Source organism: Pseudoscardovia radai (assembly GCF_002259605.1).
Taxonomy (GTDB): domain Bacteria; phylum Actinomycetota; class Actinomycetes; order Actinomycetales; family Bifidobacteriaceae; genus Pseudoscardovia; species Pseudoscardovia radai.
Window position 1 is genome coordinate 73,013 of the sequence record NZ_MWWR01000004.1, and the last position, 16,573, is coordinate 89,585.

Below are 16,573 nucleotides of genomic sequence, written 5' to 3' on the forward strand. Positions count from 1 at the left end.
GCAGGAAGATGATCGATACACTGTTCTCCGGCGTGATCCACGGCAGCGCATACGCGCTGGTGGCCGTGGGCATGTCGCTGATCTTCGGCGTCACGAACGTGGCGAACTTCGCCCAGGGCTCGATCGTGGCCGTGGGCATGATGGTGGCGTGCCAGCTGGGCGGCATGGGCTGGGGCTTCGCACCCACGGCCCTCGTCGTCATCGCGGTGACGGGCGTGCTCGGTTTCGTCATGAACGCCATCGTCATCTCGCCGCTCGAGGGGCGCAAGCCGATCGCCGCCCTGCTCGCCACCATCGGCGTGGGGCAGATCATCGACAGCTCCCTGCAGCTGATCTTCGGCACGCGCACACGCCCGTTCCCCGACCTGCTGGAGACCTACAACTTCCAGCTCGGCGGCCTGCGCTTTGGCACATCCGACATCGTCATGGCCATCACGGCCATCGTGCTTATGGCGGCGCTGTGGGCCTTCCTCACCTACGGCAAGGCGGGCCAGGCCATCCGCGCCACCAGCCAGGACCCGGACGCGGCGCGCCAGATGGGTGTGCCGGTCGGCTCCATCCGCAACCTCTCATTCGTCATCGGCTCGGTGCTCGCCGGCATCTCCGGCATCTTCGTGGGCCTGTTCAACCAGAGCGTCAACCCGATGAACGGCGGCACCATCGGCATGACCGCCTTCGTCGCGGCCACCATCGGCGGCCTGGGCTCCATCCCCGGCGCCGTGGTCGGAGGCCTTGCGCTCGGCGTCATCGAGGCCTTCGGCATCAGCTGGTTCGGTGACGGCGCGCATGATCTCATCACCTTCGGCGCGCTTCTGCTCATCCTCATCCTGCGCCCGCAGGGCCTGCTTGGCGGCCGCGACTCCGTGCATTCCGAACCGATGACCGGCACCTTCGTGGGCGAGGCGCGCCCGCTGTTCCTGCCCTGGTGGGGCAACCTGCTGCTCGTCGCCGCGGCCGTGGCCGTGCCGTTCTTCGCCAGCGACTACATCTCCGGCGTCGGCACGCAGGTGGCCATCTACGCCATCGCCGCCGTGGGCCTGACGCTGATCTCCGGCCTGTCCGGGCAGACGGTGCTCGGCATCGCCGGCTCCATCGCCGTGGGTGCGTACGCCGTCGGCATCCTCACCACACGCCAGCACCTGCCGTTCCTGCTCGCGCTGTTGATTGCCGGCCTGGTTGCGGCGGTTGTGGCCAGCCTGCTCACGGCGCCCGTGTGGAAGCTGTCGGGCCATTACGTGGCCATTGCCACCATCGGCGTGGGCGCGGTCACCGTCGCCATCATCCGCCTGTGGACGCCGCTGACGAACGGTTCCCTCGGCATCTCGGGCATCCCCATGCCGCGCGTATTCGGCCAGCTCCTATACACGCAGCAGATGCAGTTGCTGCTCGACGTCATCGTGCTCATCTTCGCGGTGGCCATCGTCTCGCGCATCCACCGCTCCCAGCTCGGCGCCACCTTCGCCGCGGTCGGCGCAGACCAGGACGCCGCGGAATCGCTCGGCATCCGCTCCGGCGCGTACAAGGCGCTCGCCTATGCGCTCGCGGCGTTCTTCGCGGGCATCGCAGGCGGCCTGCTCGCCGCGCAGTACACGTATATCGACCCCACCATCTTCACCACCACCATGTCGACGCTTGTGCTCACCATCATCGTGCTCGGCGGCATGAACTCGCCGCTCGGCGCTGTGCTGGGCTCGATCATCCTCATCGGCGCGCCGGAGCTGCTGCGCGTGGCCGCGGACGCCCGCGTCATCGTGTATGGGCTTCTGCTCGTCGTCATCATTCTGTTCAGGCCGCAGGGCCTCGTCGTTCGAAGGAGGGCGCAATGACGGACAATACGATTGCGAAGGCCGGGGATATCGTGGATGACGCCGCCGAACGCCCGGCCGCGGACGCCGGCGACGCGACGTCCGCCGGGGCCCGCGATGCCGTCGCCGACCGCCCCATCGTGCTTCATGTCGAGGGCCTCGCCAAATCCTTCGAGGGCCTCAAGGCCGTCGACGGCATCAGCTTCGACCTGCACCGGGGCGAGGTGCTGTCGATTATCGGGCCGAACGGCTCAGGCAAGTCCACCACCATCAACCTGCTGAGCGGCTTCCTCAAGCCCGACGCCGGCACAATCAAGCTCGAGGGCCGGTCCATCGCCGGCCTGTCCGCGCCGGAGACCTCCGCGCACGGCCTCGCGCGCACCTTCCAGAACGGGCGCGTCTTCGGCTCCATGACCGTCGCGCAGAACGTCGCGCTCGGTTACCACAAGAAGCTCACGGCCAACCGCCCTGCGCGCGGCCTGCAGCGCATCCCCGTGCTGCGCTGGATCCCGCTGCTCGGCGAAGCCGCCGCCTCGCTGGTGCCGTGGCCCTCGGTCAGGCGCGAGAACAGAGCGGTGGCCGGGCATGTGGATGCCGAGATCGAGCGCTTCGCCGAGCGTCTCGGCCCTCGCCGCGACGATGCCGCGTATACGCTGTCCTACGCCAACCGCCGCCGCACGGAGATCGCCCGCGCGCTGGTCTCCGGGCCCACGCTGCTGCTTCTCGACGAGCCGACCGCGGGAATGAACCAGTCCGAGACTGCGGAGATGCTGCATGTTCTGCAGCGCCTCAAGGCGCAGGGCCATACGATTCTCCTGGTCGAGCACAAAATCGAGCTCGTCACGGCGCTTTCCGACCGCGTGCTCGCCATGGACGGTGGGCGCATCATCGCACAGGGCGATCCCGACGAGGTGCGCCGCGACCCGCAGGTGGTGGAGGCGTATCTGGGCAAGCGGCGGCCGTCGCGCCCGGCGGCTTCGGACTTGGCTTCGGCGTCGGCTTCGGTTTTGGACTCGGCCCACGGAAGGTGGGAGGGACAGAGCGATGTGCTGGCGAAGGAGAACGCAATCGACCGCGAGTCGGGCACAGGCGCGGGTGCGGACGGTGCTGATGGCGTCGCGGGCCCTGCCACCGAGGGTACGCGTCGTCTGGACTCCATCGCGCCTCTGCTCGCGCTCGATGACGTGAACGTCTACTACGGGCAGGCCCATGCGCTGCAAGGGGTCACGATCCGTGTGCCGGAAGGCGCCATTGTGTCTCTTCTCGGTGGCAATGCCTCGGGCAAGTCCACCACCATGAAAACCATCCTCGGTCTCAAGGAGCCGAAGACGGGGCGCGTGCTTTACCAAGGGCGCGACATCACGCGCGAATCGACGCGCGACCGCGTGCGCGGCGGCATCGCGGCCGTGCCCGAGGCGCGGCGCATCTTCCCCGAGATGACCGTGCGCGAGAACCTGCTCGTCGGCGCGTATACGCGCACGCGGGCGCAGGCCGCGCAGGTGCGCGAGGATGTGGAGCGCATGTACGAGCGCTTCCCGCGCCTCAAGGAGCGCCGCAACCAGAAGGCCGGCACGATGTCGGGCGGCGAGCAGCAGATGCTGGCGTTCGCGCGTGCCCTGATGAGCCATCCGCGTGTGATTTGCATGGATGAGCCGACGATGGGCCTGTCGCCGCGCCTTGTGGAGGATGTGCTCGAGCAGATCGTGCGGTTGCGCGACGAGCTGGGCGTGTCGGTTCTGATGGTGGAGCAGCAGGCCGAGCTCGCGCTGTCGGTGGCCGACTACGGCTATGTTCTGCAGAACGGCCGGATTCGCCTGCACGGCGCCGCGTCCGACCTCCTCGGCGACCCCGAGGTACGGGAGGCCTACCTCGGCGGCGCGCGCTGAGTGCATACCTGCGCATACCTGTCCGCAACCCATCACATTGTTTTCAACTTCACAACAGTGTGATGGGTTGCGGACATTTTTCCACGATTTTGGGGTCGGACTCGTGGATTTTTGTCCGTAAGCCATCACATTGTTCCGGGTTTGTTGTTTCGCGATGCCCTGCGCTATCTCGTGTTATTCCTGGGCGGCGGAGCCGGGGGCGGCGAGGGATTCGCGCAGGATGGCGAGGGCACGATGCACGCCGGGGCCGCCGACGCGTGCGATTTCGTTGATGAGGTCGGCCGGCGCGGAGGTGTTGGCCACGATCCATGCACGCAGATGCGGTTGCTCGGCCATGCGCCATAGGTCGTCGACCGATGTGCGCGGATCCGATGCAGTTGCCGGACTGTCGGGCGGAGCGCCGTCCGGGCCCTGGCCGTCGGCATCGGCGCCGTCAAACGCGCCGTCATCAGATGCTTCGTCATCGATGGAACCATCGTGGAGTCTCACCACATTCCTGTGTTGCTTCCAGCCATCGTGTTTTCTCCTGGACATATCACGCGCCTCCTTCCTTGGCATCCACGCTTGCGTCAGTGCCGGCGTCTGTGGTCGCGCTCGAGCTCTCGAACTCCGCCAGCGCCTCGCCCCACTCGTCGCGGATCCGCCGCATCAGCGTGGCGCCAATCGGATGCCCGGTGAAGCGCAGCCGCTGCTGGATCGACCGCAGGCATTGCGCCGGCCGGATGCGGAACTCGCGCATTAGCCGTTCGATGATTACGATTCGCTGCGCCTCGTCCGCCGCGATGCTGTCCTCCGCGTCGCAGCACGCGAGGTCGCAGATTGTGCGCAGCGGCGTGGTGGTGCGCATATCGCTGATTTCGCGCGTTTCCTTGCAGCGGATGCGCCAGTCGTGCGCCGTGAACGCGCCGCTGAGCCCGAATGAGTTGAACCGCGCCGGCGTGATGACGTCGAGCGTCGTCGGGAACTCGCCGCCGAGCCAGATCCACGCCGCCAGCTCAAGGCATGCGATGGTGTGGTTCGGCATCACAGCGCCCGCGATATCCGCGCGCTGTTCCAGCGTGAGCGCCATGCGAGGCAGGAACGCGGCGCCGGAGCTCAGGCGTTGCAGCATGCCAAGGTCGATCAGCGTTTGCATGGCCATGGGGCCGGGCAGGTCGCGCACACGGATGATCGGCGAGGTTTCGAGGCGCAGGCGGATGATGTCCTGCAGCACGCCGGTTTCGATGGCCTCGTCGAGCGCCGCCTCGCTGGGGGAGAGGAGGGCTTCGATGGAGGCGGTGAGCGCCTGGGCCTTGCGGGGCTCGTTGAGGATCTGCGCGATGATGCGGCGCGGGGCGTTCTCGCGTTTCGCGGCGGGGCGAGGCCTCGTGCTCTGTGCCAGGGCCCCGTAGATTCCGCCGTTCGGGCCGGGGCTGTAGGGGCCGCGCGTGTAGGGTTCGCGAACGATGGGCGGGGCGTCGGGGTTGGTGGGGTTGGTGAGGGTGAGGTTGTCAGGGTTGGCGAGTGACGTGATTCCGTCGGTGCCGGGGGCGGGATCGAATTCGAGAGTGGTGCCATCGTATGGCAGGGATGGAAGGAATCCGCAGAGGTCATCCCATGCGTCGCCGCTCGGCAGGGCGGTGGTCAGGAGGCTGTCGGCGCCGTTGCTGCGCCCGGGATTGCTGTGTGGATCTGTCATGTTCCGCACGCTACAGGACGGCGCGCGGGGCCGCAGCGTGTCGCGAAAATTTGTGGATAAGCGGATAACTCCGCTTCCCTGTGGATAACTGTGCTTCCTGAGGGGCCACGATGGCCCTCCCTTCGATGCCGCGCCTGCGATCGCCCGGAATGGCGTTCGGCGGGTGTGGTGGCACCCGTTTAAGGCGGTTTCGGGTGGTTTGGGGCTGGTTTGGTGCTTGGAATGGCGTTCGGCGGGTGTGGTGGCACCCGTTTAAGGCGGTTTCGGGTGGTTTGGGGCTGGTTTGGTGCTTGGAATGGCGTTCGGCGGGTGTGGTGGCACCCGTTTAAGACGATTTCGGACGATCGCGGCGATTCCGGGGCGTGCGGAGGCTGGGGGGAATCGTGGATTATGCGCGCAAGCCGTACCGGTGTTCCTGAAGAGCGCGCCAGCGCCCGCCGACCGGCGCTCCTTGTCGGCGCTCGTACGGATAATCGCACTATGACTAACGTTCTTGTTTCCGTTGCTTGGCCGTATGCAAACGGCCCCCGACATATCGGACACGTCGCGGGCTTCGGCGTGCCTTCCGATGTCTACGCCCGGTACGCCCGCATGAAGGGCGACAACGTGCTTATGGTCTCCGGCACCGACGAACACGGCACGCCGATCCTTGTGCAGGCGGAAGCCGAAGGCGTCAACGCCCAGCAGCTCGCGGACCGCTACAATGCGGTCATCACCAAGGACCTGTGCGACCTCGGCCTGAGCTATGACCTCTTCACCCGCACCACCACGGCCAACCACGAGCACGTGGTGCAGGAGCTGTTCACGCAGTGCCTCAAGAACGGTTATATCTACAAGGGCACCCAGCAGGTCGCCATCTCCCCGAGCACCGGGCGCACCCTGCCGGACCGCTACATCGAGGGTACCTGCCCGATCTGCGGCGCGGACGGCGCACGCGGCGACCAGTGCGACAACTGCGGCAACGAGCTTGACCCGATCGACCTGATCAACCCGGTGTCGAAGATCAACGGCGAAACCCCGATCTTCAAGGAAACCGAGCATTACTTCCTTGACCTCCCCGCGCTTGCCGAGGCGAACCTCGCCTGGCTCAACACGCGCGAGGGCTGGCGCACGAACGTCATCAACTTCTCCAAGGGTCTGTTCAAGGAAGTCAAACCCCGCGCCATTACGCGCGACATCGACTGGGGCATCCCCGTTCCGGTGGACGGCTGGATCGACAACCCGAACAAGAAGCTGTACGTGTGGTTCGATGCCGTCATCGGCTACTTCAGCGCCTCCATCGAATGGGCCCGCCGCAAGGGCGACCCCGACGCATGGCGCGCCTGGTGGAATGACCCGAACGCTCTGGGCTACTACTTCATGGGCAAGGACAACATTACCTTCCACTCCCAGATCTGGCCCTCCGAGCTGCTCGCCTACAACGGCGAGGGCAACAAGGGCGGCGAGCCGGGCGACTACGGCCATCTCAACCTGCCGACGCAGGTGGTGGCCAGCGAGTTCATGACCATGGAGGGCAAGAAGTTCAGCTCCTCCCGCGGCATCGTGATCTACGTCAAGGACATCCTCGCGCGCTACCCCGTGGATGCCGTGCGCTACTACATCTCGATCGCCGGCCCGGAGAACTCCGACGCCGACTTCACCTGGGCCGAGTTCGTGCGCCACAACAACGAGGAGCTCGTGGCGAGCTGGGGCAACCTGGTCAACCGCGTGGCCGTGCTGCTGCACAAGAACTTCGGCGAGATCCCCGCCACCAAGCCCGAGTCCTTCACCGACGCCGACCGCGCGCTGCTCGACGAGACGTTGCACGCCTTCGACACCGTGGGCGGCCTCATCGGCGAGCACCATCAGAAGGCCGCGCTCACCGAGGCCATGCGCATCGTGCAGGAGATCAACAAGTACATCTCCGCCGAGGAGCCGTGGAAGATCAAGGACGATCCCGACCGCCTCGCCGCCGTCCTCTTCACCGCCGCGCAGGCCGTGATGGACGCCAACGTGCTGCTCGCGCCGTTCCTGCCGCATTCCGCGCAGAAGGTGTGGGAGACGATGGGCGGAACCGGCACGTTCTCGCCGCTGCCGCATATCGAGCAGGTCGAGGACCTCGACAAGCCCGGATTCACGTATCCGATTATCACCGGCGAGTACAAGCTCGGCGTGAACGTGCATCCGTGGGCGCGCGAGGAGCTCAAGCCCGGCACGCCGATTGCCAAGCCGACGCCGATCTTCCAGAAGATTCCGCAGGAGGCCGTGCAGGAAGAGCTCGACCGCTTCCAGGCCGACCTCGACGCCCGCCGCGCCAAGGAGGCCGCGCGCCTCGCCGCCGAGAAGGCCAAGCTCGCGAAGGAGCAGGGCGCGCAGTGAGAGCTGTGCTGTGGCAAGGCGGGCGTTGTGACGCAGTTGGTATTGCGACTGGCGTTGCGACGCCCACCTTTTGCTTGGCGGCGCGTGCGGATTGCGTTTCCGGGATTGCCGCGGCGAAATCGTGTTGCCACAGCGCATTGTGAAGGCGCGTTACGAAAACGGCACAGGATTCCGAGGAATCTCCAAGGTTTCTGGATGGATTCTTATAGCCGCGGCTGGTCTAATAGATCATGTCAGCAAAGCTGAACGGTTTGAAACCGATAATTTAACCCCTTCTTCTCTCTTCTCTCTCTCAAGCCCGGCCTCTCCAGCCGGGCTTTCTTATTTTCGAAACCGATTCGCCCGTGGTTCGCCCGTGGGGTCGCCCGTCTGGACCAACAGTGGCTCTCACTGGCACGGTGTTGACCAGTGAGAGCGACCGTTGGAGGCGGAGGCTAGTGTTTTCAACGTCGGGTTGGTTAACGGTGCCTCTCACTGGCACGTCACGAACCAGTGAGGCCGACCGTTGCGGGAAAAGACCAGCATTTCCAACGACGAGCCAGCCAACAGTGGCCTTCGCTGGCACGGTGTTGACCAGTGAGAGCGACTGTTGGGGAGAAGGCCTAGTGTTTTCGACGGTGGAATCGTGAACGGTGCCTCTCACTGGCATGCCACGAACCAGTGAGGCCGACCGTTGCGGGAAAAGACCAGCATTTCCAACGACGAGCCAGCAAACAGTGGCCTCTCACTGGCACGGTGTTGACCAGTGAGAGCGACTGTTGGGGAGAAGGCCTAGTGTTTTCAACGCTGGAATCGTGAACGGTGCCTCTCACTGGCATGCCACGAACCAGTGAGGCCGACCGTTGCGGGAAAAGACCAGTATTTCCAACGACGAGCCAGCCAACAGTGGCCTTCGCTGGCACGGTGTTGACCAGTGAGAGCGACTGTTGGGGAGAAGGCCTAGTGTTTTCAACGATGGAATCGTGAACAGTGCCTCTCACTGGCACGTCACGAACCAGTGAGACCGACCGTTGCCTGGCCGTGCGAAGCGCGGGCGCGCAAGGAACCGCACGGCGCGGGCAACGCGGGGAGTATCGTGAGAAATCCACGATTCTCCCGCCTACACTGGTCACCATGGCACATCACAAGCATCGTGACCGCAGCTGGCCGGCCCTTCCCGAGCCGCTTCCCGACGGCATCCGCGTCATCGACAACCACACGCATGTGGCGTCCGTGGTGAACTACTCCATGTATATGAGCGCCGAGGGCGCCGACCGCGGGCAGTTCGGCATCCCCGTCTACTCGGTGGAGGAGCATCTGCGCCGCGCCGCTTCGGTGGGCGTCGAGGGAATCATCGACGACGCCTGCGAATACCCGCATCTCGAGGCGGCTGTCAACATGGCGAAGGCGTATCCGGGGCAGGTCCACGCCGGTCTGGCCATCCACCCGAACGAGGCGGTGGCGCACGGGCATCGAGCGCAGATGGGTCCCGACGGACTCGAGATCCACTACAAGCCGTGGCACAGCATCCCCTTCGACGAGGCGCTCGCGAAGGTGGAGCGCCTGGCGCGCGAGAACCCCGGCGTGGTCGTGGTGATCGGCGAAACCGGTCTCGACTACTTCCGCTGCGGCGAGGACGCCCGCATCCACCAGATCGAGGCGTTCCGCGCCCATATCGCGCTCGCCAAGGAGCTCAACCTTCCCCTGCAGATCCACGACCGCGACGCCCACCGCGACTGCATCGAAACCCTCCTGCGCGACGGCGCCCCCGAGCGCACGGTGTTCCACTCGTTCTCCGGCGACGCCGAGATGGGCGCCATCTGCACCGAGAACGGCTGGTACATGAGTTTCTCCGGCACGGTGAGTTACAAGGGCAACGACGGCATCCGCGCCGCGCTGGCCGCCGCCGACCCCACGCGCATCATGGTGGAGACGGACGCGCCGTATCTGACGCCCATGCCGTTCCGCGGCCGCACGAATTCACCGGCGATGGTGCCGTTCACGCTGCGCGCCATGGCCGACGCGCGCGGCTGCAGCATCGAGCAGATCGCACGCATGACGCGCCGCAACACGCGCGAGTGCTACGGCATCTGACGTGCAGCCGCCCTGCGCCCTACACGCCGCGCAGCCAGGTGTTGATCGGCATGCGCAGCATCCACCGGCCCATCGGAAGCGGCACGTCCGTCCACACGGGATACATGAACAGCGCGATGGCCACCACCGCCACGTCCAGCGCCACCGTGCGGCGGCGGAAGGAGCGCGCCGTGCCGCGCCGGCGCACCCAATCGAGCCCATAGCAGGCGCCGAGGATGACCCACGGCAGGAACGTAACGGAATAGAACGAATACGTGGTGCGGTCCAGGTACGCGGCCCAGGGCAGCCATCCGGCGATCATGCCGGACCACGCGGCGATCGCGCGCCAGTCGCCGCGCCGGCGCACGGCCCACACGATGGCCATGACGAGGCACGCGGCGCCAACCCACCACACGGCGAGATTGCCCACGTCCATGATGGTGGCAATGCACTGGCCGCCGCCGGTGTTGCATGCGGCGGGCAGGCTTCCGTCCGCGGAAGGCTTCACATATGTGACTCGGAATGTCGTAGATGCCAGTTGCAGCGGCCACATATACATCTTCGAGCCCGTGGGGTTGTAGCCAGAGATGCCTCGAGCCGTCTGCATATCCGTCTCGTGCAGATGCACAAGCGAGCGCAGCGCGTCGGGCAGCCACGTGACGCCCTGCCCCGGGTTCTCCTCGGCCCAGTGGCGCATGCGCGCGTCTGGCGTCATGAACCAGCTCGTCCAGCAGGCCAGATACGCCAGCGCATACGCGGGAATCGCATACAGCGCCGTGAGCAGGCCGTCCTTCGCAATCGTGGACCCGAACCAGCCGCGATACCCCACGGTGCGCCGGTTGTACCCGTCCCAGAACACCGACAGCACCGCGAACACCGCGAAGAAATACCCGCCGCTCCATTTGACGCCCGTCGCCAGGCCAAGCAGCACGAACGCCGTCAGACGCCACCACGAGAACGCCGTCACCGGCCCGGTGGAATCCACCACGAGCCGCACGGACGGGCGCCCCGCCGGCGCATACGTGTCGCCGCCCTCGCCGCGGCGCTCGCGGTCGGCGAGGGGTTCGCTGCGCACCACCGTCCCGGGACGCGCCACGTCGCGTTCGTGGGCGGCGCGCAGGCGGCGCAAGGCCCAGTCGCGGTGGTTGAGCAGGCACAGGAACGCGCCGAGCACAAGGACCATGAGGAAGATGTCGAGGATGGCGGTGCGGCTCAGCACGATGGCCTGGCCGTCGAAAGCCATGAGCATGGCGGCCGTGGTGGCGATCGAGACGTTGTGGAACAGGCGTAGGGCGACGCGCGCCATGAGCAGGATCGCGAGGGTGCCGGCGAGCGCGGCCGTGAAGCGCCATGCGAAGGGCGTGGCCCCGCCGAAGAGCTTCATGCCGGCGGCGATCAGCCATTTGCCGAGCGGCGGATGGGTGAAGATGTCCAGCGGCTGGCTGGTGTACAGGTCGGCTTGGCCCATGGCGAACATGCGGTCCATCTGGGTGTCATGCGCGGGGATGCCGGTGACTTCGATGCCGAATTTCGGCCATTCGCGCGCCTCGCCGGTCTGCAGCATGGTCCACGCTGCCTTGACGTAATAGGTTTCGTCGAAAACCAGGAAGCGCGGGGAGCCGAGGCGGAAGAAGCGCACGAACCCGCCGAGAAGGGAGACGATCAGCGGCGCGATCCAGCCGAGTGCGCGGTCGGAGGGGCGATGGCGGCGCCACCACCGGGTGAAGCGGCCGGGGGAGGCGCCGGGGTTGCCGGGGGTGCCGGAGTCGCTGGGGTCGCTGGGGAGCGCGGCGGCGTTCGGATTCGGGTTATTCGCGAGCTCGATGGCGCTCGGCGGGTTGGCCTGGCGCTCGATGGCGCGGGCCTCGGCGCCGCGCGGCTTGGTGAGCGCCTCGCGCAGGCGCGCCCATGCGGTGGGCGCGGGGGTGGTGGAGGTGCCGGAGTCGGAGTCGGCGGTGGGCGCGGTGCCGAGCTTGGTGCCGTCGGGCGCGGGCGCTGCGGGTTTCGACGATTCCCTTGACGATGGCGCCATCGTATTGCCTTGCGTATTGCCATGCGACGCCGGCGCCATCGTATTGTTTTCCGGAGTTTTCCCCGCGGCCTCGTCGCCGCCGTTGCGTGTGCTCTCTCTCATGCGTTCCATGATACGCAGCCGTAGCTGCGTGGCCCTGCGGCGGCTGTGTGCGGCTTATAGGCGGAATCGATGGCCGGGCGCCCCGCGGCAGCGATTTTGTGGAATAGACTGGGGCATCATGTGTAGATTGTTGGGATATGCGACGGCTGGAGTCAACCTGAGTCTGGAGGACGTGCTCGGTGAGGGCATCGCCCGCGAGTTCGCGCGCCTCTCGCTCATCCACAACGATGGCTGGGGCGCTGCGCTCGTGGCGGATTCCTCGCGCCGCGCCGGCGTGGATGACGGCGGCGCCCCCACGTCGGGCAGCTTCTCCTCGATCTACAAATCCACCGAACCGGCCTACCTCGACCCGGCCGCGAACCTGCTGGGCAAGCAGGGCGCCCGCGGTGCGTTGTTCCACCTGCGCCTCGCATCGTCGAACCTGCCGCTCATCATCGAGAACCAGCAGCCGTTCAGCACCGACGGCATCGCGTTCATCCACAACGGGGACATCTCCGACGCCGACGGCCGTAACATCGTGCACGACCCGGACCTTCCCGTCAGCCGCGAGGACGTGCTCTCGACCGGCGGCAAATCCGATTCCGCCATCTACTTCGCCGTCGTGCTGCACCATCTGAGCGAGGGCAAGACGCTGCCCGAGGCCGTCGCCGCCGCCATCGCGGACCTGCGCCGGCGCTATCCGCGCAGCTCGTACAACTGCATGGTGCAGACCGAGAACACGCTGGTGGTGGCGAACGCCGCGGGGCGCCGCGAAACGAGCCCGCGCATCGTGGAGATCTATAGGCGCTTCGGGCTCGAAAGCCGCGCCGAGGGCTACCGCGTGCTGCGGTACCGCGATATCCGCGAGGGCGGCGTGGTGGTGGCGTCGAGCGGATTCCCGCAGGACGAGCGCGACGGCTGGCGCGAGCTGCCGAACAACCACATGCTCGTCGCCTCGAACCGCACCGGGAAATACGACGTCATCCCCCTGTGATGTGCGGGGCGCCGGGGGCGCGCGGTGCCGGCGGGGTGTGCGGCGCCGGCGCTGCGGGTTCTTCGCTTGGCTCCTCTTCCGCGAGATCGTTCCCCGACTTTTGCTTCCGACCCCCTCGTTTTTCATAAGAGTGCCTCTTACTGGTTGGCGGAGTGCCAGTGAGGGGCACTGTTGGGGAACGGTGCGCGTATTTTCAATGATTTCCCCGCCAACGGTCGGTCTCGCTGGTTGGCGGCGTGCCAGTGAGGGGCACTGTTGGCCGGGGTTGTGTTGGGAATGCTGGGTTTTGCTTCCAAGGGTCGGTCTCGCTGGTTGGCGGAGTGCCAGTGAGAGGCACTGTTGGGGAACGGTGCGCGTATTTTCAATGATTCCCCCGCCGACGGTCGGTCTCGCTGGTTGGCGGAGTGCCAGTGAGAGGCACTGTTGGCCGGGGTTGTGTTGGGAATGCTGGGTTTTGCTTCCAAGGGTCGGTCTCACAGGTCACCGGAGTGCCAGTGAGGGGCACTGTTGAATCTTCGGGGCGGGCCGATGCGGGCCGGCGTCCGTGTTCGGAAGCCGTACCACGGTTGTGGGGACCGACCCCCAACGATGCTCCCGGATGCTCCCGCACAAAAACGCATCGGGAACGCCATGACAATAACGCCATAACAATTTTGTAGAGCATCGCCATGCGCGGGGGAGGGCGAACCGATAGGCTTGGTGCCATGACGATTCATGAGTTTGATTACTTCCACCAGGATCGCTCCGTCAACCCGAAGCATGTCGACAGCCTCGTCCATTTCTTCGAGTCGGGGGCGAAGGAGCCAGGTGGTTTCGGCTTCGGAGTGGAGATCGAGCATCTTCCCGTGCGCGTCGGCGGCTATGACCCCGTCACCTACGCGGAGCCGGACGGCGTGCGCGAGGTGATGACGGAACTCGCCCCGCTGTACGATCCCGACTCGCTGTACGAAGAGGACGGCAAGATTCTCGGCTTCTCGCGCCCCGGCATCGCGGTGTCGCTCGAGCCGGGCGGCCAGATCGAGTGCTCGCTCGGCGTGGCGCATAGCGACGACGATTTCGCCCGCGAATACGCGCAGTTCCGCCATGATATCGACCCGATCCTCGCGCGCCACCGCATCCGCCTCGTGAACTACGGCTATCAGCCGCGCGCGCACGCCACCGACATCCGCATCATCCCCAAGCCCCGCTATGACGCGATGACCCGCTTCTTTGGCCGCACCTGGCGCCTGGGCTGGAACATGATGCGCTGCTCCGCCTCCACGCAGGTGAGCATCGACTACACAGGCGAGGCCGACGCCATCGCCAAGATGCGCGTAGCCGCCGCCGTGGGCCCGATTCTCGCGCTGTTCTTCCGCAACACGCCGTATTTCGAGGGCGAGGAGAACCCGTGGCCGCTGCTGCGCCAGTACATGTGGGACGGCCTCGACCCGCAGCGCACCGGCCTGCCCGCCGGCCTGTACGACGACAACTACGGCTGGACCGAATACGCCTACGACGTCCTCGCCACGCCGCTGATGTCGGTGGACCTGACGCATACGCCCGAGTACCGCGGCGACGAGCCCGTCCGCCCCGCGTGGCATGACAACGCGGCCGACGTGTACCCGGACCGCGAGCTCAACAAGGCCGAGATCACGCATATTCTGTCGACGCATTTCCCCGACGTGCGCCTCAAGAACTTCCTCGAGCTGCGCCACTGGGATTCGCTGCCCTTCGAACGTGCGCAGCGCCTCGAGCAAATCGTGCGCGGCATTTTCTACGATGCCCCCACTCTCGCATCGCTCGAAGACTTCTTCGCAGGCGTCCGCTCGGTGGATGTGGTCGCCGCCAAGGCCGATCTGCTGGCGCACGGCACCGAGGCGCGTCCGTACGGGCGGTCGCTCGACGAGTGGCGCCGCGCGCTGCACGCCGAGGATACGCGCGATGATGTTCCCGGCGATCCCGAGCATCCCGACGTGTTCCAGAAGTAGCGGCGGGGACATCGTATGCCATGCTCTCGCCGCGCCTCGCCCGCCGCGCATGCCGCCATGCGAGGCGCCCCGCTCCTCTCATGGCCTAACCCGACTTTTTGACCGCTTCCCCCGATAGAATTATGCGTGATCGCAAACTTTCCGCCCACTACATCGGAGGCAGCATGGCACAGAACGAAAGCACCGACAAGAAGGCCAACATCGGCGTCGTCGGACTCGCGGTGATGGGGTCGAACCTCGCCCGCAACCTCGCGCACCACGGCAACACCGTGGCCGTGTTCAACCGCACCTACGCGCGCACCGAGACGCTGATCAAGGAGCACGGCTCCGAAGGCGAGTTCATCCCCGCCAAAACCATCGAGGAGTTCGTCGCCAGCCTGTCCAAGCCGCGCACGGCCATCATCATGGTCAAGGCCGGCGCTCCGACGGACACCATGATCGAGGCCCTCGCCGACGCCATGGAGCCGGGCGACATCATCGTGGACGGCGGCAACAGCTTCTACCAGGACACCATCCGCCGCGAGAAGGCCATCCGCGCCCGCGGCCTGCATTTCGTCGGCTGCGGCATCTCCGGCGGTGAGGAGGGCGCGCTCAACGGCCCGTCCATGATGCCCGGCGGCACCGAGGAATCGTGGAAGACGCTCGGCCCGATTCTCAAGTCCATCGCGGCCGTGGCCGAGGGCGAACCGTGCGTGACCCATATCGGCACCGACGGCGCCGGCCACTTCGTCAAGATGGTGCATAACGGCATCGAATACGCCGACATGCAGCTCATCGGCGAAAGCTACGACCTGCTGCGCCGCGGCCTGGGCATGACCCCGCAGCAGATTGGCGACGTGTTCGACGAGTGGAACAAGGGCGACCTCAACTCCTACCTCGTCGAGATCACCTCCGAGGTGCTCCACCAGACGGACGCCAAGACAGGCAAGCCGTTCGTGGACATCGTGGTGGACAAGGCCGGCATGAAGGGCACCGGCACGTGGACCGTGCAGACCGCGCTCGGCCTGGCCGTGCCCGTCACCGGCATCGCCGAAGCCGTGTTCGCGCGCGGACTGTCCGGCATGAGCGACCAGCGCGCCGAGAACGCCCGCACCCCGCTCGCCGGCCCGACCGGCGACCTCGGCATTGCGGACGCCGACAAGGCCGCGTTCGTGGAGGCCGTGCGCCAGGCGCTGTATGCGTCGAAGATCGTGGCGTATGCGCAGGGCTTTGACGAGATCCAGGCCGGCGCCAAGGAATACGGCTGGAACATCGACCTGGGCGCCGTGGCGCGCATCTGGCGCGGCGGCTGCATCATCCGTGCGAAGTTCCTCAACCGCATCTCCGAGGCCTACGATAACGTGGCGGCCGGCAAGCAGGAAGCCTTCAGCTCCCTGCTGTTCGATGACTACTTCAAGGCCGCCGTGGAATCCGCGCAGGACGCGTGGCGCGAGGTCGTGGCGAAGGCCGCGCTCGCGGGCATCCCGGTGCCGGCGTTCTCGAGCTCGCTGTCGTACTACGACGGCCTGCGCTCGAAGCGCCTGCCTGCCGCGCTTATCCAGGGCCAGCGCGACTACTTTGGCGCGCACACCTATGGGCGCGTGGACGAGCCGGGCGCGTTCCACACCCTGTGGAGCGGTGACCGCAGCGAGATCCAGACCGCGTAGTTGTGCGCGGGGCGCGTGAGTGCGCGTGGCGCGTGTGTGCGTGCGCGCGTGAGTGAGTGTCCGAAACCCATCCC

The 16,573-nt window shown here is 66.4% G+C and carries 10 protein-coding genes; 7 read left to right on the plus strand and 3 right to left on the minus strand.

Going from position 1 to position 16,573, the window contains the following annotated elements:
* Nucleotides 1–8: 8 nt before the first annotated feature.
* Together PSRA_RS02445 and PSRA_RS02450 are read left to right on the plus strand one after the other, a co-directional pair.
* Complete coding sequence (locus PSRA_RS02445) at nucleotides 9–1,826, plus strand: ABC transporter permease (RefSeq protein ID WP_094660300.1); 1,818 nt, start codon at nucleotides 9–11, stop codon at nucleotides 1,824–1,826.
* Nucleotides 1,823–3,691: an ATP-binding cassette domain-containing protein gene (locus PSRA_RS02450; RefSeq protein ID WP_094660302.1), complete on the plus strand. Its 1,869-nt coding sequence runs from the start codon at nucleotides 1,823–1,825 to the stop codon at nucleotides 3,689–3,691. The genes PSRA_RS02445 and PSRA_RS02450 overlap by 4 nt, the downstream gene beginning before the upstream one ends.
* Before the next feature lie 174 nt (nucleotides 3,692–3,865).
* Here the strand turns inward: PSRA_RS02450 and PSRA_RS02455 are convergent, their stop codons facing one another.
* Both PSRA_RS02455 and PSRA_RS02460 read right to left on the minus strand, forming a co-directional pair.
* Nucleotides 3,866–4,225 (minus strand): variant leucine-rich repeat-containing protein, encoded by a 360-nt coding sequence (locus PSRA_RS02455; RefSeq protein ID WP_094660303.1) that lies wholly within the window; start codon nucleotides 4,223–4,225, stop codon nucleotides 3,866–3,868.
* A 1-nt stretch (nucleotide 4,226) separates the two neighbouring features.
* Nucleotides 4,227–5,369, minus strand: coding sequence for a hypothetical protein (locus PSRA_RS02460; RefSeq protein WP_094660304.1), 1,143 nt, complete (start codon nucleotides 5,367–5,369; stop codon nucleotides 4,227–4,229).
* A 480-nt stretch (nucleotides 5,370–5,849) separates the two neighbouring features.
* Here PSRA_RS02460 and metG point away from each other — a divergent pair, with 480 nt between their 5' ends.
* Both metG and PSRA_RS02470 read left to right on the plus strand, forming a co-directional pair.
* Entirely contained in the window at nucleotides 5,850–7,727 is a 1,878-nt protein-coding gene (gene metG, locus PSRA_RS02465) for a methionine--tRNA ligase (RefSeq protein ID WP_094660306.1), read from the plus strand.
* A gap of 1,113 nt (nucleotides 7,728–8,840) precedes the next feature.
* Complete coding sequence (locus PSRA_RS02470; protein WP_094660307.1) at nucleotides 8,841–9,800, plus strand: TatD family hydrolase; 960 nt, start codon at nucleotides 8,841–8,843, stop codon at nucleotides 9,798–9,800.
* Between the two features lie 19 nt (nucleotides 9,801–9,819).
* On the opposite strand, the gene PSRA_RS02475 is transcribed toward PSRA_RS02470, so the two are convergent.
* A complete protein-coding gene (locus PSRA_RS02475) occupies nucleotides 9,820–11,913 on the minus strand; it encodes a dolichyl-phosphate-mannose--protein mannosyltransferase (RefSeq protein WP_245834844.1) in 2,094 nt (697 codons plus the stop codon).
* Between the two features lie 118 nt (nucleotides 11,914–12,031).
* Between PSRA_RS02475 and PSRA_RS02480 the strand changes: the two genes are divergently transcribed.
* The 3 genes from PSRA_RS02480 to gndA all read left to right on the plus strand — a co-directional run bounded on the left by PSRA_RS02480 (nucleotide 12,032) and on the right by gndA (nucleotide 16,499).
* Nucleotides 12,032–12,886 carry a class II glutamine amidotransferase gene (locus PSRA_RS02480; protein WP_094660308.1) on the plus strand — a complete coding sequence of 285 codons (855 nt, stop codon included), beginning with the start codon at nucleotides 12,032–12,034 and terminating at the stop codon, nucleotides 12,884–12,886.
* A 704-nt stretch (nucleotides 12,887–13,590) separates the two neighbouring features.
* Complete coding sequence (locus tag PSRA_RS02485; protein WP_094660309.1) at nucleotides 13,591–14,853, plus strand: glutamate-cysteine ligase family protein; 1,263 nt, start codon at nucleotides 13,591–13,593, stop codon at nucleotides 14,851–14,853.
* A 164-nt stretch (nucleotides 14,854–15,017) separates the two neighbouring features.
* The gene (gene gndA, locus PSRA_RS02490; protein ID WP_094660311.1) at nucleotides 15,018–16,499 is read left to right on the plus strand and encodes an NADP-dependent phosphogluconate dehydrogenase; all 1,482 of its coding nucleotides are present in this window, start codon (nucleotides 15,018–15,020) and stop codon (nucleotides 16,497–16,499) included.
* Nucleotides 16,500–16,573: the final 74 nt, after the last annotated feature.